Below are 24,570 nucleotides of genomic sequence, written 5' to 3'. Positions count from 1 at the left end.
GGGAATGGCGGATCTGCCGAAGCTGGTCATGCGCATGGGGTTCTCCATGGGCGACGTGGACCGTGGCCTGGAGGCAGCGGCGCAGAAGCTGTCGGAGTTCGGCCAGGCAGCAGTCGGGGCCATGGGCGGCGCCACCAAGGCGGCGCAGGAAACCGGCAACGCGACGCAGGCGGCCGGCGGCGCAGCAGCCAAGCTGGCCGAGGCCGAGAGCCGCAAGGCGGCGGCGTTGGCCGCGGCCAGCGGCGCGGTGCGCGAGCAGGCGCAGGACATGGCGGGGCTGACGGCCGAGCAGGCCCGGCAGATCGCCGCCGGCTCCACCTTCCTGAAGACACTGCGGCAACAGGTCGACACCCTGGGCATGACGCAGACGCAGCTGCTGCGGCACAAGGCCGCGCTGCTGGGCGTGGGGCAGGAAGCGGAGCCGATGATCCGCTCGATCGACGCCGCGCAGAAGGGCTTGCAGCAGTCGACCAAGCAGGTCGGCACCAGCGTCGGTCAGACCACGCAGGCGATGCGCATGCTGCCGGCGCAGCTCAGCGACGTGGCCACCCAGCTCGCTGGCGGCCAGAACCCGCTGCTGGTGCTGATGCAGCAGGGCTTGCAGACGCGCGACATGTTCGGTGGCTTTCGCGAGATGTTTTCCGGCATCGCCTCGGCGCTCTCGCCGGTGGTGCTGGGCTTCGGGGCACTGGCTGCAGCGGCGGGCCTCTTGGGCGTGGCGATCTACCAGGGCCACCAGGAACAGAAGGCGTTTAACAGCGCGCTGGCGCTGACCGGCAACTATGCCGGCGTGACAGCGGACGCGTTTAGCACCTCGGCGCAGCGCATTGCGAAGGATGCGGTCACCGATATCGGCACGGGGCGCGACGCGCTGCAGGCGCTGATGGCCACCGGCACGCTGACGGGCGCGGCACTGGAGGTGCTCGGTGCGGCGTCGGTGCGTCAGGCACAGCTGACCGGCGAGAGCCTGGAGACGATCGCCAAGGATTACGCGTCGATGCCGGACGGTGTCGCGAAGTGGGCGGCCGAGCACAACAAGTCGCTGCACTACATGACGCTGGCGCAGTACGACTACATCAAGGAACTGGAAGACCAGGGCAAGACGCAGGAGGCCGTGCTCGTGAATGCCAGGGCGCTGCACGATCACCTGGCCACCAAGGGCGTCGAGAGCCTGGGCTACCTCGAGCGGGCCTGGCGCGCGGTGGGTCGTGCAGTGTCGGGCACGGCGGAGGCGATGAAGTCCATCGGGCGCGATGGTCCGGATGCAGCCATGGCGGCGATCAATGACAAGCGCAACGCGCTGCTGCGTCGCGCTGGCGCTGCTCGGGGTCGCGGGGATGCCGCGCAGGCCAAGGCGCTCGAAGAGCAGGCCGCGCAGGTCGAGGCCTCGATGCAGCAGATGGAGGTCGAGAAGCGGCGCTTGGCGGAGGAGGCTTCCCGCAACCAGCAGAAGCAGCAGGCCGCCATGAAGGCCTCGGACTTCATCGGCAACCTGGAAGACGGCGCTTCGAAGACCGCGCGCCTGAACAAGGAACTGCGCGAGTACCGGCAGAACCTCGAGGCGATCCGGGCCGTCAACCCGAACGACGAGCGCCTGGACCCGTCGCGCGTGTCGCGCATGGAGGCCGATATCCGCAAGAAGTACGCGGAGAGCGGGGCGGCGGCCAAGGAAGCACTCAACGCGCAGATCGCGATCTATGAGGGCTACCAGCAGACCCTCGAGGAGATCAAGAAGGGCGAGGACCGGGATCTGGCCAGCCAGCGCAAGCAAGGGCTGATCAGCGAGCGCGACTATCTGGACCAGTCTTACCAGCTGCAGGACAACTACCTGGTCGACCGCCAGGCGCTGGTCGAGCTGGAGATCGAGGCGCTGGGCGGCAAGAAACAGACCGCCGCCTACCAGAAGTACGTCGGCGAGCTGCAGAAGCTGCAGCAGGAGCGGCTCAACAACGAGCAGACGCACGTCAATGCGATCGCCGAGCTGCAGGCGCGCCTGGCGGCGGAATACGCCGGCGGGATCGACCAGAACGTGGGCGCGTTGCAGAAGTCGACCGATGCGCTGCGCCTGGAGAACGAAAACTACGGCATGACCAAGGGCCAGCTCGCCGCGGTCACGGCCGGGCGCTACGAGGAGTCGCTGGCGCTGCTCGAGCAGGGACGTGCGCGCGCGGCCATGCTGGGCGGCACCAAGGCCGAGCTGGACTACTACGACGAGGCCATCGCGGGCGTGTCGCGCCTGGCACGGGCACAGCGCGAGTACGCCGATGCGCTGCAGGGCAATGAGTACCGCGACAGCGTGCGCAAGGCGGCCGAGGAGTCGGTCAAGGACTGGAAGCGCGGCAGCGAGGAGATCAACCGCTCGCTCACCGATGCCTTGCTACGCGGCTTCGAGAGTGGCAAGGGGTTCGGCCAGAACCTGATCAGCACGCTCAAAAACATGTTTGGCACGCTGGTCCTGCGCCCGATCATTTCCGCGATCGTGGCGCCGGTCGGGGCCGTGGTCAGTGGCGCCCTGGGCGCGCCGGGTTCGGCCTATGCATCGGGCGGGGCCAACCTGCTCGGCGCGGCCAGCAACCTGCAGAGCGCCTACAGCGCGCTGACGGGTGGAGTCGGGGCCACCCTGTTCGGATCGTCGGCGGCATATGCGGCGGCCGTGCCGGGCCTGACCTCGTTCGGGGCGGGCTCGCAGGCGGCCATGCTGGCGGCGCAGACGGGCGAATTCGGCGCGGCAGGCCTGGCGTCGACGGCGGCGGCGGGCGGGGCCGGCACGGGCACCACCGGCATGATCGCCGCCATGGGGCCAGCGGCAGCGGCAGCCGGCGGCATCGTGGCGGGCTATGGCCTGGGCTCGATGATCTCGGGTCAGTTCTCCGCGATCGGCAACAACCAGGCCTACGCGACGGGCGGCGGCACGGCGGCCGGCGCGGCCATCGGTACCGCCGTCCTGCCCGGCATCGGCACGGCGATCGGCGCGCTGATCGGTGGCGTGGCGGGCGGCCTGGTCAATCGTGCCTTTGGCATGGGTCCGAAGCGCTACGGCGACAAGGGCTTCGAGGGCGTGGTGACGGCCGACGGCTTTGATGGCCGGGCCTTCGCCGACTGGTCGCAGAAGGGCGGGTGGTTCCGTCGCGGTCGCAACGGCACAGATTACGCCGCGGTCGACCAGAACACGCTCAACGGCGTCAACGCGCAGTTCGGCGGCATGGTCGGCACCTACCAGGCGCTCAACAGGGCCTCCGGCATCACGGGGGATCTGAGCGGCTTCCGGTACGCGATGCGCGATGACTGGAGCAACCCGGAAAACATCGCCAAGTCGTTCGGCAAGCTGTCGGACGCGCTCGGCGATCACCTGGTGCCCGGCATCGAGGGCTTCCGCAAGGAAGGCGAGCAGCTGCTCGACACGGCGACCCGGCTGACGGGGGTGTTCACGGCCACCAATCAGATCGCCATGGTCTTCGGCAAGGACGTGGTCGGCGTGTTCGGCAGTGTGGGACTCGCCAGCACGGACATGCGCCAGCACCTGGTCGACGCCGCCGGCGGCCTGGACGCCTTCACCTCGCAGCTCACCGCGTACTACGAGGCGTACTACAGCGAGGAGGAAAAGCTGCAGCGCCTGCGCAAGACGCTGGGCGACCAGTTCGCGGCGCTGGGCATCGCCATGCCCAGCAGCAAGGCGGCCTTCCGGTCGCTGGTCGAGGGGCTGGATCTGACCAGCGATTCCGGGCAGCAGGCCTACACGGCGCTGATGGCGATGGCGCCATCGTTCGCGACGCTGGTCGACGGGCTGGATCAGGCCAAGCAGGCGATGTCCGCCTTTGCGCAGCAGGTGTCGGACTTCCAGCAGTCGCTGATGGGCGGCGACCTGTCGACGCTCACGCCGGAGCAGAAGTACGCCGAGGCCAAGCGCCGCTATGACGAAACCTCGGCCGCGGCCATGTCGGGAGACAGCACCGCACAGTCGCAGTGGACGCAGATCGCGCAGGCCTTCCTGGAGGCCTCGCGCGGCTACTACGCCAGCGGTGGCCAGTACGCGGACGACTTCGCCTCGGTGCAGGGCTTCCGCCCCAACGGCTCGCACGCCGGCGGCCTGAACGACGTGCCGTTTGATGGCTACGTGGCCGAGCTGCACAAGGGCGAACGCGTGCTGACGCGGGCAGAAAACGCCCGCTACAGCGCGCCGATGCCGAACTGGTCGCAGTACGGGCGCGGGTCCAACGCGGCGCTGATCGAAGAGGTCAAGGCGCTGCGCACGCAAGTCGCTTCCTTGCAGGACATGCAGGGGCGGCTCGCGCAGGCCACGGAGCAGAGCGCTCAGGCGCGCCACGGCGAAACGATGGCCGCACAAACCAAGCAGGTTCGCCTGCAAAAACAAATGGTGGATAAGCAATGACCATTGCAATTGAAGTCAGCGCGTACCGGCTGTCGACGGGCCTGGTGGAGACTCTGCGTTTTGCAGATGACGGATTCACCACCAAGCCGAGCGATACGCCGCCCAATGCGTATTTCGAGCCGCGCCTCGATGAGGTGCCGCGGCTGTCGCGCACGCTGTTTGACCAGGCTACCACCTACGGCGCTTCGCGGAGCACCGCCGGCGAGATCCTGCTGGACAACGTCGACGGCGGTCTCGACCTGCTCCTGACCGACTACGCCTTTGACGGCCGTGCCTTTGTGGTGCGTGTGGGCGACCGTGCAGCGGCAGTGTCGACCTGGCCGGTGGTGATGTCGGGCGTGCTGGACGATGTGCGCTGCGATGGCGGCGAGCTGAGCCTGGTGGTGCGCGATCGCCTGGCGGTGCTGGGCAAGGTGCTACCGCGGTCCAAGTACGCCGGCAACAACGTGTTGCCCGATGGCCTGGAGGGCACCAAGGACGATCTCAAAGACGGCTACAAGCCGCGCGTGTACGGCAGCGTGCTCAACGTGCTGGCCAAGTGCGTCAACACCAGCAAGCTGGTCTATCAGGTGTCCGACCAGGCCTGCGCGGTCAGCGCGGTCTATGACAATGGCGTCGCGCTGGCGCTGGGGGCCGACTACACCAGCTCGGCGGATCTGCTGGCCAACGCGCCGGCGGCCAGCACCGTGCGTCGCTGGGGTGGCCTGTTCCGGCTCGGCTCGACGCCGGCGGGGCAGGTGACGGCGGATGCCGCCACCGCCGAGACGCGCACGGGCGCGCTGCTGCAGGCGGTGGCGCTCGATGCGGGCATCCCCTCGGGCGATATCGTCGCGGCCGACGTGACGGCGCTGAATGCGGCCAACGCGGCGCCGGTGGGGGTGTGGGTCGATGGCGAAGCGAGCGGCCAGTCGGTGATGGATGCCCTGGCCAACGCGATCGGCGCCTGGTACGGCTTCGATCGTCTCAACCGCCTGCGCATGGGGCGGCTGACCGCGCCCAGCGGCACGCCGACGACGCTCTACGCGGACTCGGACATGGCGCTATCGGTGCGCTCGGCGGGCGTGCCGATCTGGCGCGCGGTGGTGCGCTACGCGCGCAACTACACGGTGCAGGACCAGCCGGCCGGCTCGGTGAGTGCGGCGCGGCGTGCCTTCCTCGCGCAGGACCAGCGCCAGGCCGCGAGCGAGCGCACGGCGGTGCAAACGGCCTGGCCTTCGTCGGATGAAGTGTCGTTCGATGCAGCGCTGGTGGCGGAGGCAGACGCGACCGCAGAGGCCAGCCGGCGCGCCGATCTGTACAGCGTGCGTCGCATGCTGGTCGATATCGAGATCCCGCGCACCGAGCTAGGCGCGCTGGATCTCGGCAGCGTGGTGACGATTCAGACCACGCGCTACGGCTTGAGCGGGCGCCTGCTGTGTGTGATCGGCCTCGATGCCGGCGCCGATCGCGGCACGGCCAAACTGACCTTGTGGGGCTAAATGGCAAACGTACTTCTGGCGCACCCCAACGTCGCCGACAGCGGCACCCTGTCCGGGGGCAATTGGCAGGTGGCGCTCAACAACCTGAAGGACCGGCGCCTGTCGCGCGTGGCGCGCAGTGCCACCGCGCTCAAGGCGGACACGCAGTTCGTGCTGGATCTCGGGCAGAGCCGGCTGGTGTCGGTGATCGCGGTGGTGCGGCACAACCTGTCGACGGCGGCCAAGTGGCGCCTGCGGATGGCCAACGATCCGAGTTTCGCGACGCCGGTCTATGACAACGCGACGCCGGCGCCAAACGACGGCACGCCCTCGCTGCAGATGGATTTCCTCGCCATGAGTTTTACGGTGTGGGAGCCCGATTGGCCGCTGGCCTGGCCGACGCTCTTTCCCCCGGCGGCGCTGGAGTGGGAAGACGACAACTTCTGGACGGGCTCGATCACCGAGGAGGAGCGCAAGCAGTACCCGTCGATGCTCCTGGTGATCCTGCCCAAGCCGACGGCGGGGCGCTACATCAAGATCGAGATCGACGACGAGGCCAACCTGGACGGCTATATCGAGTTCGGGCGGGTGTTCGTGGGTCGCGCCTGGCAGCCGCTCAATAACGCCAACTGGGGCGCGTCGATCGGCTGGGAGACGGATACCACCACGCAGCGCGCGCTGTCCGGTACGCCGTACTTCGACCGCAAGGATGGCCGGCGCGTGACCCGCTTCGAGCTGGGCTATCTGTCGCGCGACGAAGCGCTCGGCCAGGTGTTCGAGCTGCAGCGGCGCGCCGGCATCGATGGCGAGATCCTGCTGGTGTGGGACAAGGACGATCCCATCAACCTGCTGCGCCAGTCCTACCTTGGGCACCAGCGCCAGCTCAACCCCATCGCCCGCGCCTTTGTCGGCAACCACAGCAACGCTTTCGAAATCGAGGAGCTATGACCAGCGTAACCTTTACCACCGATGTCGGCGGCGACAACGTCACGATCGACGATACCGACAGCGCCACCACCGGCCTGGCGAACGGGGGCCACCGCACCCGCTTCATGATCGCCCTGCAGCAGTTCATGAAGGTGGTGCTGTGGGTCAAGCTCACCGCCGCCACCGTGCTGGGCTACCGCGACGCGGCGGCCACATCGGCCAGCCAGGCGCAGACCTATGCGGCAGCGGCGCAGTCCGCGGCGGGCGTGCCGTCCTACGCGGCCAAGCAAAACTATGTGCTTGTGGTCAACTCGGGCGCAACCGGCGTGCAGTGGAGCAATGCGCTGTCGATCGACACGCTGGCGGCAAAGAGCGCGACCTACGCCCACACGGCGCCCAGCGTGACGCTGGTAGAGAGCGACCAGTCCGGGGCGGTGGGCGTGTTCCGAATGCTGGCCGAAGGCGGCGCTTGTCGTATTGATCGCAACACTGCGACGGCGCGCGACTTTTCCACGCTGGTGACGGAATGGCAGGTCAACAGTGCCGGTCGGCACCTGTTCGGCGGAGGCGCTGACGACAACTCGACCAAATTCCAGTACAGCGGCGATGTGAAGGTCACGGGCACCTTGACGGCAACCGTTGGGGTCACGGCCGCCAACGTGACGCGCACCTCGGACCGTCGGCTGAAACGGGACATCACGCCGCTCGTCGGTGCCTATGCGCGCGTCCGGAAAGTCCGGGCCTATCGGTACATCAAGGGCGGGCAGGAGGAACTCGGCGTGATTGCGCAGGATTTGGCCGAGATCTCGCCGACACTGGTGCGCGAGGGTGCGGATGGCATGCTTTCCGTGGACTATGAGGGGTTGAGCGTGGAGCTGCTGGCCGCGTTCAATGAAATGGCGGATCGTCTGGAGCGCGCATGACCACGCCTTCTTCGCCGCCGATCTCGATGGACCATATTGGCGATGAGCTGCGGATTGCGCGCGGCGTGCAGTTCGAACTCGGCGATGCGCTGGTCAAGCGCTTGGCGGGACTGCCGCCCAGTACGGTGGCGGTGTCGATGGACCAGTTGCTGGGAAAGACGCGCGGTTATTGGGGCACTGCTGTTGTCACGCAATACATCAACAGCCTGCAGGCGGCCGTGAGTGGTACCGGCGGCTCGAGCTTGGCGCCGGCGAGTGATGCCTATTTTCCGGGTGCCAGCATCGTGAAAATCGATTGCTGGGACGGTTCCAGCAATGGCACGGATTATCGTACCGACGTGGAGTTCAGTGGCGCATGGTTGGACAGCTCCATGGACGCGCTGCTGCAGGTGTTGGATCTCTCGACCAACACGGTTTTGCGCCAGATACGTTGTACGGTCGCCGGGAACAACATGACCTCGGCGGACCCGAGTGGGCCGACCGGAAACGATCGGAGCCATCAGATCTTTCTCTCGCCTGGCACGTATGACATCCGCATCGTCTACGTACCGAAGTTGTAATCGATTGTTCTCCCAATCTGGCCACCTTCGCGGTGGCCTTTTTCTTTTGAGGCCTTGGCGCAGGACGGGCAATGTACGCAAACAAGAATCTGACCGATATCGCGACAGCGACGCGCAGCACGGCGCGCTGGCGCTATGACGCGTCCGGCATCCTGGTGCAGGACGCGTCCAACGTGTTCCAGCCGGGCTACGATCCGCTCACGCTGGAAAAGCTCGGCGTGCCGATCGAGGAGCAGCGCACGAATGTGCTGCTCCAGTCCGAGGACTTGACCGTCACCGGAAACTGGCCGCGAACGCGAGTGGCAGTGGCGGCAAGCGGCGGCATGTTCAAGGTCACCGAAGACGCGTCCAACAATACCCACTACTTCGGCCAATTTAATCAGACGGTGGGCGCTGATGGCATCGCCGTAACGTCATTCCTCGCCAAGGCGGGCGAGCGCGACCGGCTGACCGTCGAGTTTGTCAGCGAAGTCGGTTCGAGCGGCTTGCGCGCGGGCTTCGATCTGTCGGCGGGGACTGTCACGCTGCAGCAGGGGATCGGCACGACGAACGGCACCGGCTCGGCCGGCATGGTCTCACGTGGCGGCGGCGTGTACTTCTGCTGGATCATTGCTACACCAGGCACCACGGGGAACACCAAGCGCTCGGCCATTTTCTACATCGGAAACGGCGGCTCGACCAGCTACCAAGGGGATGGCGTGAGTGGGCTGTTCCTCGCCAAGCCGCAGTTGGAGGCTGGCCCCTTCCCAACCAGCTATATCCCGACCACCACCGCTCAGGCTACCCGCGCCGCTGATAGCGTCATCGCCAGTAACATCGCCCAGTGGTTCAATCCCAGTGAGGGGACGATGTATGTGGAGGCGGTGGCTAACCGCGCTGCATCGGTGCTTCAGGGTGGCTCCTCGCCGCGCCTTTTCCAGTTCTACAACAGCGGGAACGTCGGGGAGAGCCTCGCGATGTATCGGCGCGCCACAGACAATCTGATTGGCGCATCCGTGTCAACAGGCGGGGCGGGCTATCCGGTCGCCGGCGCGGCGATTCCGGACGGTGCGGTGTTTCGCGCGGCGTTCGCCTACAAGGCGGGAGATTGCGCCCTCTCCATGAATGGCGGTGCGGCGCTGGCGTTGTCATCCAGCCTTCCGACGGGCATTGATCGCCTAGCGATTGGATCGACCGGCGCCGGCGCCGGCGCCTGGGCGGGTCACCTCCGCCCCCTGCGCTATATCCCCCGACGGCTGTCCAACGCCGATCTGCAGGCGCTGACGGTCAAGGGCGATCCGGGCTTCACGCTCAATTTTGACTTTGGTGCCAAGACCTACTTCATGGGGCTCGCATGACGCAGCGCGCATTCTCGGATTTCATTGGCTTCTCGCGGCCGTCGGCAGCCTGGCGTTTCAATTCGTCGCTCGTGCTGGTGCAGGAGGGGCCTAATGTCTGGCGGGATGACTATGATCCGGTCACCTCGGCGTGGCGGGGCTTCCTCATCGAGGAGCAGCGGACCAACAGCATCCGCAACAACTCGATGGTGGGTGCAGCGGCTGGCACACCGGGCACCTTCCCGACAAACTGGGCCGTGCAGAGCGGATCGGATGCCGGCATTTCCACGCAGATTGTGGCCGTCGGCACGGAGGACGGTATCCCCTTTGTGGAAATCCGCTGCTACGGCACCGCGACCGCCACCGTGTTCGGCCTTCGTCACGACTTCTCCGGCAATATTGCGGCGTCGCTGGGCCAGGTGTGGACGGCGACCGCTTACCTCAAGCTGGTGGCTGGCTCGCTGACCGGCGTCACACCAAAGATTGCCGTCTATGAGCATGATTCCGGCTCGCTGTTCGTGCGCAGCAGCTCTGGCGCCGTGACGGTTGGCGGCGGCCCGCTGAAGGCCGGCCGATCCGCCTATTCGGTCACGATTGGTGCAACCACGGTTTATGCCTACAGCGACGTGCTCTTTACCTGGTCGGTGGGTGCGGCGATTGATTTCACGCTCCGCATCGGTGCTCCGCAGTTCGAGCAGGGTGCCTTCGCGACGTCGACCATTCTGACGACGGGCGCCGCCGTCACGCGAGCGGCTGATACGCCGATGGTTGGCAGCCTGCCGCCCTGGTTCAATCCGAACGAGGGCACGTTGTATGCAGAAGCGGTGCTGCCGAATGCTGCCATAAGCAATTCCATCGGAATTTTCTCCATTGATGACGGCACGGACAGCAATCGCCTAACCATCTCGAAGGATGTGACTGGCAAAGCGGGATTCGCATCGGTCGTTGGTGGAAGCGTAACGGCAAACTTGAGTAGCGCAGGGCTTATCCCCGTCGGCACAGTGGCGAAAATTGCGGCGGCCTATAAGGCGTCCGATTTTGCACTCAGCCTGAACGGAGAGGCTGCCATCACCGCATCAGCCGGCGCGCTACCGGCAGGGCTTAACACAACGCGTATTGGTCGGCGGTACAACCCAGCTCTCAACTACATCAACGGCTGGCTCCGCGTCCTCAAATACAAGCCGCTGCGTATGACCAATGCCGACCTGCAGGCGCTCACCACGTAAAGGAGTCTCATGGAATTTTTCGACTACTACCTCAAGGGGCTCGATCGTGACACCACACGAGCCGGACTACTGGCCGCCGGCCTGACCGTGGACGTCACCGACGAGGACGGCGAGCCGCGCCGCGTGCCGGCCGAGCGCGTCAACCTGTCGACGATCGGCACCGTCGCTGTCGGCGGCGAGTGGGATGCCGAGGGCAACATGATCACGGCACCCGTCGAGGTGCCGGGCTGGCACGTCAATCTGCGTCTCGATCGCCCGCTATCCGAGGCCGAGCTGGCACACATCGGCGACTGGGTGCTCGACCCGGCGCCGGCCACACCGGTGCGTGTATGGGCCTGAAGCTCAGCCTGCGCCCCCTCGCGGTGGTGATCACCACCGGCCGGCTGATCCCGGCGCGCTTCGATGGCTACACCGTCGGCCCCGTGGTCCTGGTGCGGCCCGGCACCAGTGCGGCGCTGCTCGCGCACGAACTGACGCACGTGCGCCAGTTCTGGCGCACCGGCGGCCTGTATGGCTGGCTGACCTGGTGGAGCCCGCACTGGCGCGAGCGCTTCGAGGTCGAGGCCTACCGCGCCCAGCTCGCGGTCACGGGCCCGGCTCCGGCGCTGGAGTTTGCTGCCATGCTGGCCACCAACTACGACCTGGATCTCTCGCAAGAGGAGGCCTACCGCCTGCTGACGGCCTAGCGCGCCACTGGACCGATATCGGCCACCCTTCGCGGTGGCCTTTTTCATGCCCGCTACACGCGGGCGTTTTCATTTTGGGGTCATGGATAAAGCAACCTTTCAGAAAGCCGCCGGCCTCTCGGCCGAGCTGGCGGAGCGCTGGTTCGAGCCCGTCTCGGCGGCGCTGTTCGAGTTCGGCATCCTGCAGCCGCAGCGCGTTGCCGCCTGGATTGCCCAGGTCGGCCATGAATCGAAGGGCTTCTCCACGCTGGCGGAGTCCTTCGATTACGCGGTGCCGGCGCTGGTGGACCAGTTCGACAAGCGCATCACGCCGGCGCTGGCGCAGCAGCTCGGGCGCCAGCCCGGTGAGCGCATGGTGCCGATCGAGCGCCAGGCGCGCATCGCGGCGATCGTCTATGCCAAGCGCTACGGCAACGGCGAGGCGGCCAGCGGTGACGGCTGGCGGTTTCGTGGCAGGGGGCTCAAGCAGATCACGTTCCGTGCGAATTACGAGGCGTGCAGCCACGCGCTCGGCGTCGACCTGGTCAGTGAGCCGGATCGCCTGGCCACCGACGATGCGCTGGCCGCGCGCAGTGCCGCCTGGTTCTGGTTCGCCAACGGCTGCAGCGCGCTCGCCGACCGCGGCGACTTCGTGGGACTCACGCGCCGGATCAATGGCAGTGTCAACGGCCTGGCGGCGCGCGAGGCGCGCTGGGAGCGGGCCAAGCAAGTGCTCAACGTCTGAGGAGGGATGCGATGGTGGAACAGGAATACGGCACGTGGGGCACCTTGATCGGCCTCGGCGTGGTGGCGGCGATCGGCAAGCTGCTGGTGAGCAATGACCCGATCACGCCGCGTGTGGTGATCGGTCGCGCGCTGCTCGGTGGCGTCACGTCGATGGTGGCGGGCGTCGCGCTGATCCAGTTCCCGGCCTTGCCGCCGGCCGGGCTGTGCGGCATTGCGGCGGTGCTCGGCATCATCGGCTCGCAGAGCCTGGAGGTGTACTTGCGTCGCTGGGCCGACCGTCAGGGAGGCAATCGCCATGGCAAGTCTTAAGGCACTGCTGGCCGAGCTGGCCGGCTATGTCCTGGTGGCGGCGCTCGCGGCCGTGCTGGGTGGGCTCGCCGCCGGCGCGTGGCAGGGCAACCGCTACCAGGCGCAGCTGGCCACGCTGCGGGCCGACCACACCGAGGCGCTCGCCGCGGCCGAGCGCGAGGCGCGCATGGCCACCGAGCGCTACCGCGAAGCCGAACGTAATGCGGGCCTCGCCCGCGACAACATCTGGGCGCAAGCCCGAAAGGAATCCGATGCGGAAAATCAAACTGTGGTGGCTGAGCTGGCTGCCTTGCGTGCTGGTGCTCGCCGGCTGTCCCTCCCCGTCCGTGCCTGTGCGCCCGGACCCGGTGATGTGCCCGCGGATGCCGCCGCTACCGGCGGAGCTGGTGCCGCGCGCGCCGAACTTACTGCAGAGGCTGGAGCGGCTCTCGTCGGCATCGTCGCCGACGGCAATGCCGGCATCCGCGACGCCAACACCTGTATCGGCATTTACAACGCCGTCCGTGATCGACTGAACGCGGCGAGCGAGTAAAGACAGGGCGACCGCTGCCGGTGCGTCAACACCGGCGGCGGTCACCGCACCCACTGATGCGACCAGTGAGCCCGACCAAGGCCCTGCCACCTTCCTAGGAGGCGGGCGAATCATATCAAAAAGTGAAAGGCTCACCACAATGGCAACACCAATCATCCCGTGGATCGGCGGCAAGCGCCGCCTGGCGGATACGCTGCTTTCGCGCTTCCCGGCGCACGAGTGCTACGTCGAGGTCTTCGCCGGCGGCGCGGCGCTGTTCTTCATGCGCCCGCCCGCCAAGGTCGAGGTGATCAACGACATCAACGGCGAGCTGGTCAACCTGTATCGCGTCGTGCAGCATCACCTTGAGGAGTTCGTGCGCCAGTTCAAGTGGGCGCTTACGAGTCGCCAGGTGTTCGACTGGCTCAAGGCGACGGCGCCGGCGACGCTCACCGACATCCAGCGCGCCGCACGCTTCTACTACCTGCAGCAGAACTGCTTTGGCGGCAAGGTGTCGGGCCAGACCTTCGGCACGGCCACCACCACGCCGCCGGGGCTGAACCTGCTGCGCCTCGAGGAGACACTGTCGGCCGCGCACCTGCGCCTGGCCGGCGCCTTCGTGGAGCACCTCGACTGGGCCGCGTGCCTGGCGCGCTATGACCGGCCGCACACGCTGTTTTACCTGGACCCGCCTTACTGGGAAACCGAGGGCTATGGCGTGGACTTCCCGCTCGCTGAGTACGAGCGCATGGCCTCGCTGTTGCGCTCGCTCAAGGGCAAGGCCATTGTCAGCCTGAATGACCACCCGGAGATTCGCCGCGTGTTCGCCGGCTTCGAGATGGAGTCGCTTGCCATCGACTACACCGTCGGTGGTGGCAAGGGCGTGGCCAGTCGCGAGGTGATCATCTACAGCTGGGATCGAAGTGCAGAACCAGGGGGACTGTTCTAGTTCGGGTGTCCATGCCGATTGGAGCAGTTATCGGCATGAACGGAGCCGGCGAAAGAGCCGCCCGCGGGCGGCCCTGTCGTGGAACTTGTCGCTTTGTCTATGGTCGCTTGATCATGGCTTGGGCGAACACTATGCTCGCTACCTCCTGCCCGTCTCGCTGGCCTATTCCCGCAGTGCAAATGCCGCCCTGCGGTTCCCAGCCATTCTGAATGTTTTCGTTAACAATCCCTTGAAGATTATCGAAGGCGGTTCTCATGTCGTGACCGGTTCCCCATGTGATCATGTATTCCATATACACCTCCCGATGTGTAAGAGTGAGTCACTATATTCATTGCCGCGAAGTCCGCATCCCCGCGCTAGGGGGGATGCGTTGCGTATTGTGGCGGTCAGCGCAGAATCGCGGAGCGCACAAGGCGCATTCGCTACATTTGGTCTGTCATTCCTGCAAGGTTCAGCGGGCTGCTTTTCGTGCGAGGCGGTAGCGGCGCTGGCTCGGCCATCATCTGGTCAGCCGGCAGCAGCCGAAGGAAGGTCCGTGCGCGCTCTGGGTCACGGCAGGCCAGCCACTCGGCACAAGATTCGCAGCAATTTTCAGGTGTGTCCGAACATAAACAATTGGCAATGGCGGTCGCATTTGCCAGGAGTAACATACTCGTCCTGCTTCTCCTTGGTGAGCCACGCGCCCTTAATTAGCAACTGATCCGGGATTGGACATCGCACCCCTTGGAGTGCGGCGGAGTGGCGATCGTAGTCATCATTGAAGCTGCCAGCCTTGAGGGCTATAGCAATATCAAGCCAATCGTTCTGCAATTCGGTTTTAGAAAGCGTTGAGTCCCCGTCGCGAATGAGCCTCTTTCCTGCTACCGTCGTCTCCGAGATCCATGCTTTTGCCGACGGCCTGGATAAGGATCTCTCCAGCCAAGTCTTCGATACCGAACAGTTCGTATCCAAAGCTAGCTCAACAAGCCGACTCCGAAGGGTGGAAAGTAGCAGGTGGTTCATGCGTAGCCCATGGTAGGGGCATCTGTAGTACTGCGCTCGAATGCCCATCCGGCCGTTAAAGAACTGGTCTAAGAGCTTTGGCGCCATCAGAATACGCCACGATGGGCGCTCGCAACTCAATCGCTTGAGGAGAGGGTCCTCACACTTGCCGTCCTCAGGGTCTATACAAAAGATCACGGATGACTGCTCAATCCCCGATAACACTTCTCGCAGCTCTTTCACAAGGGATTCGAATGAGTCGTCTTGTTTCAAGTAGTCACGGCCGATGACAGCATCTCCGTAGGCCCAAGGTTTGCGGGTGATCATAGGATTGATACGCGTGTTTGGAGCGAGCTTGTGGACGTGGGGCACCGAAGAAGTCTTGGCATTACAGATATTAATATGGACGGGCATGGGGGGCGTCTGGCGACTCCTGCGGCACGATTCTGCCAGTCCATGCCGTGCGGCTTATCCGGGGCTCGACGAGGAAGATATCGCGCATGACTTGGCGTTGGGCGGGGTGTAGCTGACGCACATCGGCTATCTTCTCGAGCGCGCTCGCGCTTGGCGCTCGGCGATTCTCGCGTTGCTGGCGCGCAGCATCTCGGCGAATCTTTCTTCATGTTCCGGCGGCCGTACCTCGCCCCCGTGGCCGCGGCTCCCGGGTACCAGGCTGCCGTAGTCCAGTTCGAATGCCTCAATCACGCATGGCTCGCTCATCAAGTGTCGGACCCAGCACTCGTACTCGAGGTTTCCCGAGAGCTTGTTCTGGAATCGCTCCGCATGGTGATGGGAGTGAAGCACGACATTCCGCAGCCGGGCAATCTCCCACAGCAAGTCGCGGACGTCGGGCGACCTGTTCCGCGTCCAAATATCCCGAAACTCGTCGCGGGCGAGTGGGGGGTGACTTGGGCCTACGAACTTTCCAAGCATGACGCGACTCAGGCTGGCGTAACCCGCACGGCGTGCTGACGGTCAATGTCAATTCGTGCTGTATAGCCATAGGCACGTAGGCGGCGGATGTCCTCGCGGGCCGACGCTGGGATGTCCTGGCGGCAGCGCAGCGCGACGCTGCTGATGTGAAATGAGCCGCACGAGGGACAGGTATAGCGGTAGCCACGTGGGGCGGCGCGGACGCGCTCGGCGGCTGCAGAGCAGAGAGGGCAGTCGGCGGGCTGGGGCTGGGCAATCATTTCGCGCTCCTTGGATTACTGTATTTATATACAGTACATACCAATTTGTGAGCGACGTGGAATGTCCGAGTTAACTGTATGGATATACAGTGTTAGCTGTGCAGTACCTGCGCGGGAACCTGAGTGAATGGTATGGAAATACAGCCCTGTATAGCGACTGGATATTAGGCAGGCGGGGCCACCGAATTAGGCATGCCGTTAGGGGAATGAAAAAACGGCCTAGACATTTCTGTCTAAGCCGTTGATTCATCAAGCCAAAACTGGTCGGAGCGATAGGATTCGAACCTACGACCCTCTGATCCCAAAGCAGATGCGCAGCTGTCAGAGTGGCATGAGCCGTTAGCGTAGGTTTTAGCGTAGGTTTGGTATCAAAGCCTTATCTGGTACCGCACATGCGCTGCTGCATCATCGGAGTGTGTTTCTCCGCAAGGGGCTTCGCAACTTCCTGATTCAATTCGATTTTCTCCTGCATTCCCTTGTCTGGCGTGGCCTTGCGGCGTAGCCGGCAGCGTGGCCCGCACGACGTTGCGGGTCGTTGCCGTCTCTTCGCCGGCATGTGATTCCGCAGCGTGCGGATGCACGCCCGGATTGTGTCCGGGCGGCCAAAGCAGGGAGTCTACCGCAGGCGGGCTTGTGGCCGCAGCGGCTGTGGTCGGGAAATCTTGGAGAAGACCGGCACAGCGGCCGCTATGCCGGTCGTGGTCACGCGGAGGAGGGGCGGCGAAGGCGCCCCGACGACATCAGCGGAACACGAGCACCGGAATCGTGCTGTGGGTCAGTACCTTCTGGGTCTCGCTGCCGAGCAGCAGGCCTGCGATGCCGCTGCGGCCGTGCGATGCCATGAAGATGACGTCGCAGGCGCGATCCTCTGCGGCATTGATGATCCCGCGGAACGGCGCCGCTGCCGTGGAGACGTGCCCGGTGCAAGGCACGCCCGCCAGGGCCGCGGCGGCTTCGACGCGGGACAGTTCCTGCCTGGCGGCGGCTTCCATGCGTTGCTGGAACACGTCTCGCTTTTCATGGCTGGAATCGGTCGACAGCACGTAGGGATACTCTTCCACGGACATATAGGGTGTCAGCCTGGCGCCGGTCGTGCGCGCGAATTCGATGGCGGCGGAAACGGCCTTGTGCGAAAGCTCGGAGCCATCGACCGGGAGCAGGATGTGCTTGAACATGGTTTTCCTTTCAATGACAGAAAGAGGGGGAGGGCGGGAAGGACTGGTCAGTTGGCGAGTGCGCGTCCGACGATCAGTGGGTCCGGCTGGCCGATCGCCGTGGTGTCGCGGTTGCCGTAAGGAAAGCGCGACAGGATGAAGCGCAGCGCATTCAGGCGCGCGCGCTTCTTGCAGTCCGAGCGGATTACCGTCCACGGTGCATCGGCGGTATCCGTATGGGCAAACATCGCTTCCTTGGCGCGCGTGTACGCATCCCACTTGTCGAGTGAGGCGATATCGACGGGGCTCAGCTTCCACTGCTTGAGCGGATGGACTTCGCGTTCCTTGAAGCGGCGGCGCTGCTCGTGCCGGCTGACCGAGAACCAGAACTTGAACAGGTGGATGCCGCTGCGGACCAGATGGCGCTCGAACTCCGGGGCCTGCTGCAGGAAATCCTGATACTCCTGCGGCGAGCAGAAGCCCATCACGTGCTCCACGCCCGCGCGGTTGTACCAGGAGCGATCGAACAGCACGATCTCGCCGGCGGATGGCAGGTGCTGCACGTAGCGCTGGAAGTACCACTGGCCGCGTTCGGACTCCGTGGGTTTTTCCAGTGCGACCACGCGCGCGCCGCGCGGATTCATGTGTTCCATGAAGCGTTTGATGGTGCCGCCCTTGCCAGCCGCGTCGCGGCCTTCGAACACGATCACGACGCGCTGGCCGGATTCGCGCACCCAGGCCTGCAGCTTCAGCAGTTCGACCTGCAGGCGGTACTTCTGCTTCTCGTAGTTGCGGCGCAACATCAGGTTCTGGTACGGATACGCGCCGTCGCGCCAGGCGGCAGACAGCTCTTCGTCCGGATGTCGGTTGCGGCCGGCCTGCCAGGCGCCCGGATCGCCTTCGAGGATCAGGCTGCGCAACTGGCCGGCCTCGTCGGGCGACAGCCCGTCCATCAGTGCGCGGATCGAATCTAGCACGCTGTCCTTGTCCTGATGGGCAAGCACGTCCTGCATGCTGTTCGCCGCGAGTTGAACGGCGGCGCCGATGGCATCGTTCACCTCGTTGCGCTCGGCCGAGCGGGCCGTATTGGTGGGCAGCACGTCGCCGCGTGCGGTGGCGCGGACTGCGTCGGCCGCGCTGGTGTCTTGGTTGGTTCCTGCCATGATCAAGCCTGCGTCTTGCGCAAGATGACGTAGAGCTGGTCCTTGAGCTGAAGCTTTTCCTTCTTGAGTCGCTCGATCTCCATGGACGTGCCGCGCAGGATGCCGGCCTCCATATTGTGGATTTCCTGGTCCAGCTGGTTGTGGCGGTCGAACAGCCGTGCGAAGTGGGCGTCCTGCGTCTTCAGCAGGGAAATCTGGTCGCGGTACTCAGGGAACATGCGGGGCCTCCTCAGAAATGTGCTATGGCATTCCCATTCTGAGCAAGCACCGTTGCAGCGACCTTGACGTGGATCATCGCGGCCCGACGTCGCGGGCCGCGCCCAAACAAAAATGCCCGCCGGAGTGGCGGGCATTCTTGCGTTTTTGCGTTCAAGCCGGCGGGGCTCAGGCCGTGGTGGCAGGCTTGGCGTTGTCCAGCGAGTACGGCGACAGCAGGCGAACCATCTGCGCAAAGGCCTTGGGGTTGCCTGCCAGCACTTCGCCTTGTTCCATCTGGCGGGCTTCGCCGGCGTAGTTGCCGACCAGGCCGCCCGATTCGGTGATCAGCAGCATGCCGGCAGCCATGTCCCACGGCTTCAGGCCGCTTTCGAAGAAGCCGTCCAGGCGGCCGCAGGCCACGTAGGCCAGGTCCAGCGCGGCGGCGCCCGGGCGACGCAGGCCGGCGCAGCTGCGCGTCATCAGCGCGAAGATTTCCAGGTACTCGTCCACGCCTTCCATGTCGCGGAACGGGAAGCCGGTACCGATCAGGCAGTCGGCCAGCTTGTCGCGGCGCGTGACGCGGATGCGGCGGTTGTTCAGGAACGCGCCCGTGCCCTTGCTGGCGGTGAACAGCTCGTCGCGGGTCGGATCGTAGACTACGGCCTGCGCGGGCACGCCGCGGTGCAACTGGGCGATGGAAACCGCGTACTGCGGGAAGCCGTGGATGAAATTGGTGGTGCCGTCGAGCGGGTCGATCACCCAGGTGTACTCGTGGCTGTCATCGCCTTCGGCCCAGGACTGGCCGGACTCTTCCGCTAGAATGGCGTGCTCGGGGTAGGCAGTGCGGATGATCTCGATGATCGCCGCTTCGGCAGCCTTGTCGACCTCGGTCACGAAATCGTTGTGTTGTTTGCGCGAAACGCGCACCAGATCGACGTCGAAGGACGCGCGGTTGATGATGGAACCCGCTTTGCGGGCCGCCTTGATGGCGATATTGAGCATCGGATGCATGAATCTCTCCAGGCCGCACCGGATTTTCGCCAGGGCGCGAACGATTTCGCGCACCGGGGTCCGGGCAGCTGACAACACAACGAATTGTAGAAGAACGTGGGGCGTCGCCATATGTGCTGCAAGCGTCTCGCTGGCAAGCAAAATATCGGCGCCGCGCCGAAGAAGAAGCTGAATTGTATATGAACCCGGCAAACGAGACGAGCCAGGCCGCCGGAACGGCCGCGCTGGCCATGCCTGCGGACGGCATGTTCGCCCGCGTGCGCTTTGTGCTGGTCGAAACCAGCCATCCCGGCAATGTCGGCTCGGTGGCGCGCGCGATCAAGACCATGGGCTTTGGCAGCCTGGTGCTGGTCTCGCCACGTGAGCCTGGCGTGCGCGAGCACCCGGATGCTGTGGCCATGGCCAGCGGCGCTGACGACGTGCTGGCCGGCGCGTTGATCGTCGACAGCATCGAAGCCGCGCTGGAGGGGGCCACGCAGACCGTGGCGATGACCGCACGGCAACGCGAGTTCGGCCCGCCCCGGCTGCTGCCGCGTGACGCTGCCGCACGCGGTGCCGAGTCGCTGGCTGCCCGGGCCGGGGACGAGATCGCATTCGTATTCGGCAACGAGCGCTACGGCCTGCCCAACGAGGTCGTCGAGCGCTGCGTGGCGGTGACGCATATCCCCGCCAATCCGGTCTATGCCTCGCTCAACCTCGCCCAGGCCGTGCAGCTCATTGCCTACGAGATGCGCCTGGCGCTGCTGGACCGCGCGCAGGCCGCGCCGGACGACAGTGGCAATATCGGCTATGCTGGTGAGCCAGCGACGGCGGAGCAGGTCGAATCGATGTTCGGCCATTTGCAGCAGGGGCTGGAAGCGATCGGCTTTCTCGATCCGGGCCACCCGCGCAAGCTGATGACGCGGCTGCGACGGATGCTTGCACGTGCCGGGCTCGAGCGCGAGGAAGTGAATATCCTGCGCGGCATCGCCAAGCATATGCTGGTCGCCGTGCGAGGCGGTAGCACCAAGCCAGAACCATCAGGGCCGTCCAAACCGGCCCAGCAAGAGGAACATTGAACAGTGACGCAGAACCAGGCCCAGTCACCGAGTTTCCCCACTGCGACGCGCCGCGGCGCACGCAGGCCGGTGGCTGGCCGCGCGTCCCTGTCCGGGCGATGTTGAACCCGCGTCGAAGCCAATGTCCCTGACGGCATCGGGGCCGCAAATCTCTTACACTCCCTGATCCCGTTTCCACCGGCCAATGACCACGCCGGCGACCGAGCCCACGGCAGATGCCGTCGCGGCTGGCGCACGGCGCGGCAACACGACACGACCAAGATGTTCTCTCGTCTGAAGGAAGATATCGACACCATCATGCTGCGCGATCCCGCTGCGCGCAGCCGCCTTGAAGTCCTGACTTGCTATCCCGGCCTGCATGCCGTGGTGTTCCACCGCTTTGCCCACGCCTGCTGGAATGGCGGTTTTCATTGGCTTGGACGCTGGATCTCGCACTGGTCGCGTTTTCTCACCGGCATCGAAATCCATCCTGCGGTCAAGCTGGGCCGTCGCGTATTCATCGACCATGGCATGGGTGTGGTGATCGGCGAGACCGCGGAGATCGGCGACGACTGCACGATCTACCAGGGCGTGACGCTGGGCGGTACGTCGCTGTACAAGGGCCAGAAACGGCATCCCACGCTGGGCGCCAACGTGGTGGTCAGTGCAGGCGCCAAGGTGCTCGGCGGTTTCGTGGTCGGCGATGGCGCTCGTGTGGGCTCCAATGCGGTGGTGCTCAAGCCCGTGCCTCCCGGTGCGACGGCGGTGGGCATTCCGGCGCGTATCATCCTGCCCGATGCGCCGACATCGCAGCAGGGTGCGAAGCAGGAGTTCTCCGCCTACGGCATCACGCCTAATGCGGATGATCCGGTGTCGCTCGCGCTCAAGGGGCTGATCGACAATGCGGCCAAGCAGAATGATCGTATCGAGACCGTGCTCGCCGCGCTCGACCGCCTGGGCGAGCATCTCGAGAACACGCCGAACGACCGCTTCGATGCCAGCGAATTGCGCAGGCTGATGAAGTAGGCGACAGGCGACGTAGTAAGAAACAGGGGCAGCCGAGGCTGCCCCTTATGTCGTCTGCGGCAGCACGTGAAAGCCGCCTTCGTCGAGTTGCAGCACCGCAGCGCGCGGCTGGCTGCCATCAAGATCCCAATCGGTCAGCACCCAGCGCACGCCGGCGGCGTCCTGATGCCGTGCGGGCCGGTGGGTATGGCCATGTACGAGCAGCCGGGCATCGCTGGCCTCAAGCAGGGCCGTCACCGCAGCCGGCGAGGCATCTCCGTACACGACATGGGTCGGCTGGCCTTGCTCGATCCGGCGCTGGCGGCCGGCTTCGCTGTCGGCTCGCAGCCGACGGGCCACGCCCAGCCGTGCGGACAGCGGCAGGGCGAGGAATACGCGTTGCACCCAGCGCTTGCGGGTCCAACGGCGGAAACGGTTGTAGCGCTCGTCGTCGGTGCACAGCATGTCGCCATGGCTGAGCACCACGCGCTGGCCGGCGCACAGAATGACGGTCGGGTCGGGCAGCAGGGTAGCCCCCGCCGCGGCGGCAAAGCGCTTCCCGAGCAGGAAGTCGCGATTGCCGTGCATCAGGTAGACCGGCACGCCGCGTGCTGCCAGCGTGTGCAGCGCCGTGGCCACGCGTGCGGCGAACGGCGAGCTGGTTTCTTCGTCGCCGACCCAGAATTCGAAGAAATCGCCAAGGATGAATAGTGTGCGCGCTTCGGTGGCGGCGCGTTCGAGCACGCGCTCGAACGCGGCCAGCGTGCGCGGCATGCCTGGCGTCAGGTGCAGATCGGAAATGAACCACGCCGGCGCCTGTACCTCGAGGGGACCGGCCACCGGCGTGGTGGGGATTGCGGTCATGCGCGCGGCCTGGTCGATGTGGTTGTCGGCAGGGAAGGGTGCATGAAGCCGCAATCGCAAGACATGGGTCTTGGGCTTACTCGACGACCACGGCCTTTTCGATCACGACGTCTTCCAGCGGCACGTCCTGGTGGAAGCCTGAGCTGCCGGTGCGCACGCCCTTGATCTGGTCGACCACGTCGGTGCCTTCGACGACCTTGCCGAACACGGCATAGCCGAAGCCTTGCGGGGTCGGCGAGCTGAAGTTCAGGAAGTCGTTGTCGACCACGTTGATGAAGAACTGGGCCGTGGCCGAATGCGGCGCGTTGGTGCGCGCCATGGCCACGGTGTACTTGTCGTTCTTCAGGCCGTTGCCGGCTTCGTTCTCGATCGGGGCGTCAGTGCCCTTTTGCTTCATGCCCGGTTCGAAGCCGCCGCCCTGGACCATGAAATTCTTGATCACGCGGTGGAAGATGGTGTTGTCATAGTGTCCCTTGCGGACATACGACAGGAAATTCTCGACCGACTTCGGAGCCTTTTCGGCGTCGAGTTCAATGGTGATGACACCCTGGTTGGTGTGGAGCTGGACCTTGGACATGGGCATTCCTCTGTACGGTGGTGATTATTGAATGATGCTGGCTGACTCGATCACGATGGGCGTGGCCGGCACATTGCGCATGGGGCCATAGGCCGTGGTCGGCACGTTCTTGATCTTTTCGATCGTATCCATGCCTTCGACCACCTTGCCGAATACTGCGTAGCCGTTGCCGTCCGGCTGCGGGTAGTCGAGATTCGGATTATCCACCACATTGACGAAGAACTGCGCGGTGGCAGAGTTCGGGTTTGCGGTGCGTGCCATGGCCACGGTGCCGGCCTTGTTCTTCAGGCCATTCTGCGCCTCAAGCGGGATCGGCGCGCGCGTGGCCTTTTCCTTCATCTCGCGGTCGAAGCCGCCGCCCTGAACCATGAAGCCATTGATGACGCGATGGAAGATGGTGCCGGTGTAGAAGCCGCTCTTCACGTATTCCATGAAGTTGGCGACGGTCTTGGGCGCCGCGTCGGGATAGACCTCGACGGTGAACTTGCCCTGGCTGGTGACGAACTGCACACGTTCGGCCTTCTGCGTCTGCTGTGCCATGGACGGCAATGCGGACAGCGCCAGCGCGGCGGCGCTCAGGCCGGCCAGGAGGATGCGGCGGGAACGGATCATGACTGAGGCTCCGGTAGTCTTGATGATTGCGCCGGGCCTTGGCGGCCCGGCGGCGGAAGCAATGTCTGGTAGCGGGTGTCAGCGCGCGGCAGGAGCGCTGGCCGGGGCGGTCACCGACGGGGTGGCCGGCTTCGGCTGGCTTCCGGCCGGCCGCAGCTGCCGCATGGCCGCTCCGGCGCGCGCGTCGCCGGGGTTGCGGCGCAGCGCTTCGGCATAGGACTGCTCGGCCAGGCGGCGGTAGACGTCGCCGAGGTTGGTGTACCCGATGGCGAAGTCTGGCTTGACCTCCGTGGCGAGGATCAGCTCGGCCTCGGCACGCTTCAGATCACCGCGCTTCGCGTAGAGCAGCGCCAGGTTGTTGTGCGGCTCGGGCAGTTCGGGAAAGTCCTGCGCCATCTCGGCGAAAGCCTGGATTGCCTGGTCTTCGCGGCCGGCCTGGGCCATGGCCCAGGCGCGCTCGAAGCGGGCCTGCGCATTGCGCGGGTTGGTGGCCAGCACGCGGTCGAAGCCGGAGATGGCTTCGTCGTAGCGTTTATCGGCGGCGGCGCGTTCTGCCTTGTTCATCCCGGGATCGGCCGAGCGCGGGCCCGAGGGCGGTGCGGTCGGGGCTGCCAGGGACAGCGGGCCGTTCTGCGCATGGGCGGTGCCTGCCAGCGCGGCAAGCACGGCCAGTGCGGTCATGGCGCGGCGCGCCGGGGCGAGGCGCCGGGAGGGCAGGGGCAGGCTCATCGAGAATGGGTCCGTTATACTCCGCGGCATTCTAGCAAAGCGCCACCGCCGGTACGACGCACGTGC

At 65.4% G+C, this 24,570-nt stretch carries 25 protein-coding genes; 15 read left to right on the top strand and 10 right to left on the bottom strand.

What is annotated here, in order from left to right:
- The first annotated feature begins 4 nt into the window (after positions 1-4).
- From KHO41_RS00595 to KHO41_RS00535, 13 genes are all read left to right on the top strand, one after another.
- Positions 5-4,390, top strand: coding sequence for a phage tail length tape measure family protein (locus KHO41_RS00595; RefSeq protein WP_211951371.1), 4,386 nt, complete (start codon positions 5-7; stop codon positions 4,388-4,390).
- Positions 4,387-5,868: a hypothetical protein gene (locus KHO41_RS00590; protein WP_211951370.1), complete on the top strand. Its 1,482-nt coding sequence runs from the start codon at positions 4,387-4,389 to the stop codon at positions 5,866-5,868. The genes KHO41_RS00595 and KHO41_RS00590 overlap by 4 nt, the downstream gene beginning before the upstream one ends.
- Positions 5,869-6,795, top strand: a complete 927-nt coding sequence (locus tag KHO41_RS00585; protein ID WP_211951369.1) for a hypothetical protein — start codon at positions 5,869-5,871, stop codon at positions 6,793-6,795.
- Positions 6,792-7,697: a tail fiber domain-containing protein gene (locus KHO41_RS00580; RefSeq protein WP_211951368.1), complete on the top strand. Its 906-nt coding sequence runs from the start codon at positions 6,792-6,794 to the stop codon at positions 7,695-7,697. The genes KHO41_RS00585 and KHO41_RS00580 overlap by 4 nt, the downstream gene beginning before the upstream one ends.
- Complete coding sequence (locus KHO41_RS00575; RefSeq protein ID WP_211951367.1) at positions 7,694-8,257, top strand: hypothetical protein; 564 nt, start codon at positions 7,694-7,696, stop codon at positions 8,255-8,257. The genes KHO41_RS00580 and KHO41_RS00575 overlap by 4 nt, the downstream gene beginning before the upstream one ends.
- Positions 8,258-8,328: 71 nt before the next feature.
- Complete coding sequence (locus KHO41_RS00570) at positions 8,329-9,594, top strand: phage head spike fiber domain-containing protein (protein WP_211951366.1); 1,266 nt, start codon at positions 8,329-8,331, stop codon at positions 9,592-9,594.
- A complete protein-coding gene (locus tag KHO41_RS00565; RefSeq protein ID WP_211951365.1) occupies positions 9,591-10,799 on the top strand; it encodes a phage head spike fiber domain-containing protein in 1,209 nt (402 codons plus the stop codon). The genes KHO41_RS00570 and KHO41_RS00565 overlap by 4 nt, the downstream gene beginning before the upstream one ends.
- Positions 10,800-10,808: 9 nt before the next feature.
- The gene (locus KHO41_RS00560; protein WP_211951364.1) at positions 10,809-11,138 is read left to right on the top strand and encodes a hypothetical protein; all 330 of its coding nucleotides are present in this window, start codon (positions 10,809-10,811) and stop codon (positions 11,136-11,138) included.
- Positions 11,139-11,161: 23 nt separating this feature from the next.
- The gene (locus KHO41_RS00555; RefSeq protein ID WP_244873672.1) at positions 11,162-11,485 is read left to right on the top strand and encodes a DUF4157 domain-containing protein; all 324 of its coding nucleotides are present in this window, start codon (positions 11,162-11,164) and stop codon (positions 11,483-11,485) included.
- Positions 11,486-11,567: 82 nt separating this feature from the next.
- Entirely contained in the window at positions 11,568-12,209 is a 642-nt protein-coding gene (locus KHO41_RS00550) for a glycoside hydrolase family 19 protein (RefSeq protein ID WP_211951362.1), read from the top strand.
- A gap of 11 nt (positions 12,210-12,220) precedes the next feature.
- Entirely contained in the window at positions 12,221-12,520 is a 300-nt protein-coding gene (locus KHO41_RS00545; RefSeq protein WP_211951361.1) for a phage holin family protein, read from the top strand.
- Positions 12,507-13,052, top strand: a complete 546-nt coding sequence (locus KHO41_RS00540; protein WP_211951360.1) for a hypothetical protein — start codon at positions 12,507-12,509, stop codon at positions 13,050-13,052. Before KHO41_RS00545 ends, KHO41_RS00540 begins: the two co-directional genes overlap by 14 nt.
- A gap of 139 nt (positions 13,053-13,191) precedes the next feature.
- Entirely contained in the window at positions 13,192-13,980 is a 789-nt protein-coding gene (locus tag KHO41_RS00535) for a DNA adenine methylase (RefSeq protein WP_211951359.1), read from the top strand.
- Positions 13,981-14,077: 97 nt separating this feature from the next.
- Here the strand turns inward: KHO41_RS00535 and KHO41_RS00530 are convergent, their stop codons facing one another.
- The 6 genes from KHO41_RS00530 to KHO41_RS00505 all read right to left on the bottom strand — a co-directional run bounded on the left by KHO41_RS00530 (position 14,078) and on the right by KHO41_RS00505 (position 19,680).
- A complete protein-coding gene (locus tag KHO41_RS00530; protein ID WP_211951358.1) occupies positions 14,078-14,272 on the bottom strand; it encodes a hypothetical protein in 195 nt (64 codons plus the stop codon).
- A gap of 299 nt (positions 14,273-14,571) precedes the next feature.
- Positions 14,572-15,375, bottom strand: a complete 804-nt coding sequence (locus KHO41_RS00525; RefSeq protein ID WP_211951357.1) for a hypothetical protein — start codon at positions 15,373-15,375, stop codon at positions 14,572-14,574.
- A 1,519-nt stretch (positions 15,376-16,894) separates the two neighbouring features.
- Positions 16,895-17,329, bottom strand: coding sequence for a universal stress protein (locus tag KHO41_RS00520; RefSeq protein WP_211951356.1), 435 nt, complete (start codon positions 17,327-17,329; stop codon positions 16,895-16,897).
- 47 nt (positions 17,330-17,376) lie between these two features.
- The gene (gene ppk2, locus KHO41_RS00515) at positions 17,377-18,471 is read right to left on the bottom strand and encodes a polyphosphate kinase 2 (protein ID WP_244873671.1); all 1,095 of its coding nucleotides are present in this window, start codon (positions 18,469-18,471) and stop codon (positions 17,377-17,379) included.
- Between the two features lie 2 nt (positions 18,472-18,473).
- Complete coding sequence (locus KHO41_RS00510; RefSeq protein WP_211951355.1) at positions 18,474-18,689, bottom strand: YdcH family protein; 216 nt, start codon at positions 18,687-18,689, stop codon at positions 18,474-18,476.
- A gap of 166 nt (positions 18,690-18,855) precedes the next feature.
- On the bottom strand, positions 18,856-19,680 hold the full coding sequence (locus KHO41_RS00505) for an inositol monophosphatase family protein (protein ID WP_211951354.1): 825 nt from the start codon (positions 19,678-19,680) through the stop codon (positions 18,856-18,858).
- 179 nt (positions 19,681-19,859) lie between these two features.
- On the opposite strand from KHO41_RS00505, the gene KHO41_RS00500 reads away from it, so the two are divergent.
- Both KHO41_RS00500 and cysE read left to right on the top strand, forming a co-directional pair.
- Entirely contained in the window at positions 19,860-20,738 is an 879-nt protein-coding gene (locus KHO41_RS00500; protein ID WP_376988934.1) for an RNA methyltransferase, read from the top strand.
- Positions 20,739-20,999: 261 nt separating this feature from the next.
- Positions 21,000-21,743 carry a serine O-acetyltransferase gene (gene cysE / locus KHO41_RS00495; RefSeq protein WP_211951352.1) on the top strand — a complete coding sequence of 248 codons (744 nt, stop codon included), beginning with the start codon at positions 21,000-21,002 and terminating at the stop codon, positions 21,741-21,743.
- Between the two features lie 45 nt (positions 21,744-21,788).
- Here cysE and KHO41_RS00490 read toward each other — a convergent pair whose 3' ends face one another.
- The 4 genes from KHO41_RS00490 to KHO41_RS00475 form a co-directional block, all read right to left on the bottom strand.
- Complete coding sequence (locus KHO41_RS00490) at positions 21,789-22,586, bottom strand: UDP-2,3-diacylglucosamine diphosphatase (RefSeq protein WP_211951351.1); 798 nt, start codon at positions 22,584-22,586, stop codon at positions 21,789-21,791.
- Between the two features lie 76 nt (positions 22,587-22,662).
- Complete coding sequence (locus tag KHO41_RS00485; RefSeq protein ID WP_211951350.1) at positions 22,663-23,163, bottom strand: peptidylprolyl isomerase; 501 nt, start codon at positions 23,161-23,163, stop codon at positions 22,663-22,665.
- A 24-nt stretch (positions 23,164-23,187) separates the two neighbouring features.
- The gene (locus KHO41_RS00480) at positions 23,188-23,775 is read right to left on the bottom strand and encodes a peptidylprolyl isomerase (protein WP_211951349.1); all 588 of its coding nucleotides are present in this window, start codon (positions 23,773-23,775) and stop codon (positions 23,188-23,190) included.
- Positions 23,776-23,853: 78 nt separating this feature from the next.
- Entirely contained in the window at positions 23,854-24,504 is a 651-nt protein-coding gene (locus KHO41_RS00475; RefSeq protein ID WP_211951348.1) for a tetratricopeptide repeat protein, read from the bottom strand.
- Positions 24,505-24,570: the final 66 nt, after the last annotated feature.

This window comes from Cupriavidus numazuensis, from assembly GCF_905397435.1.
In the GTDB taxonomy this organism is placed as follows: Bacteria; Pseudomonadota; Gammaproteobacteria; order Burkholderiales; family Burkholderiaceae; genus Cupriavidus; species Cupriavidus numazuensis.
Note: the sequence above shows the minus strand (reverse complement) of the source record. Positions and strands in the feature narration are given on the sequence as shown.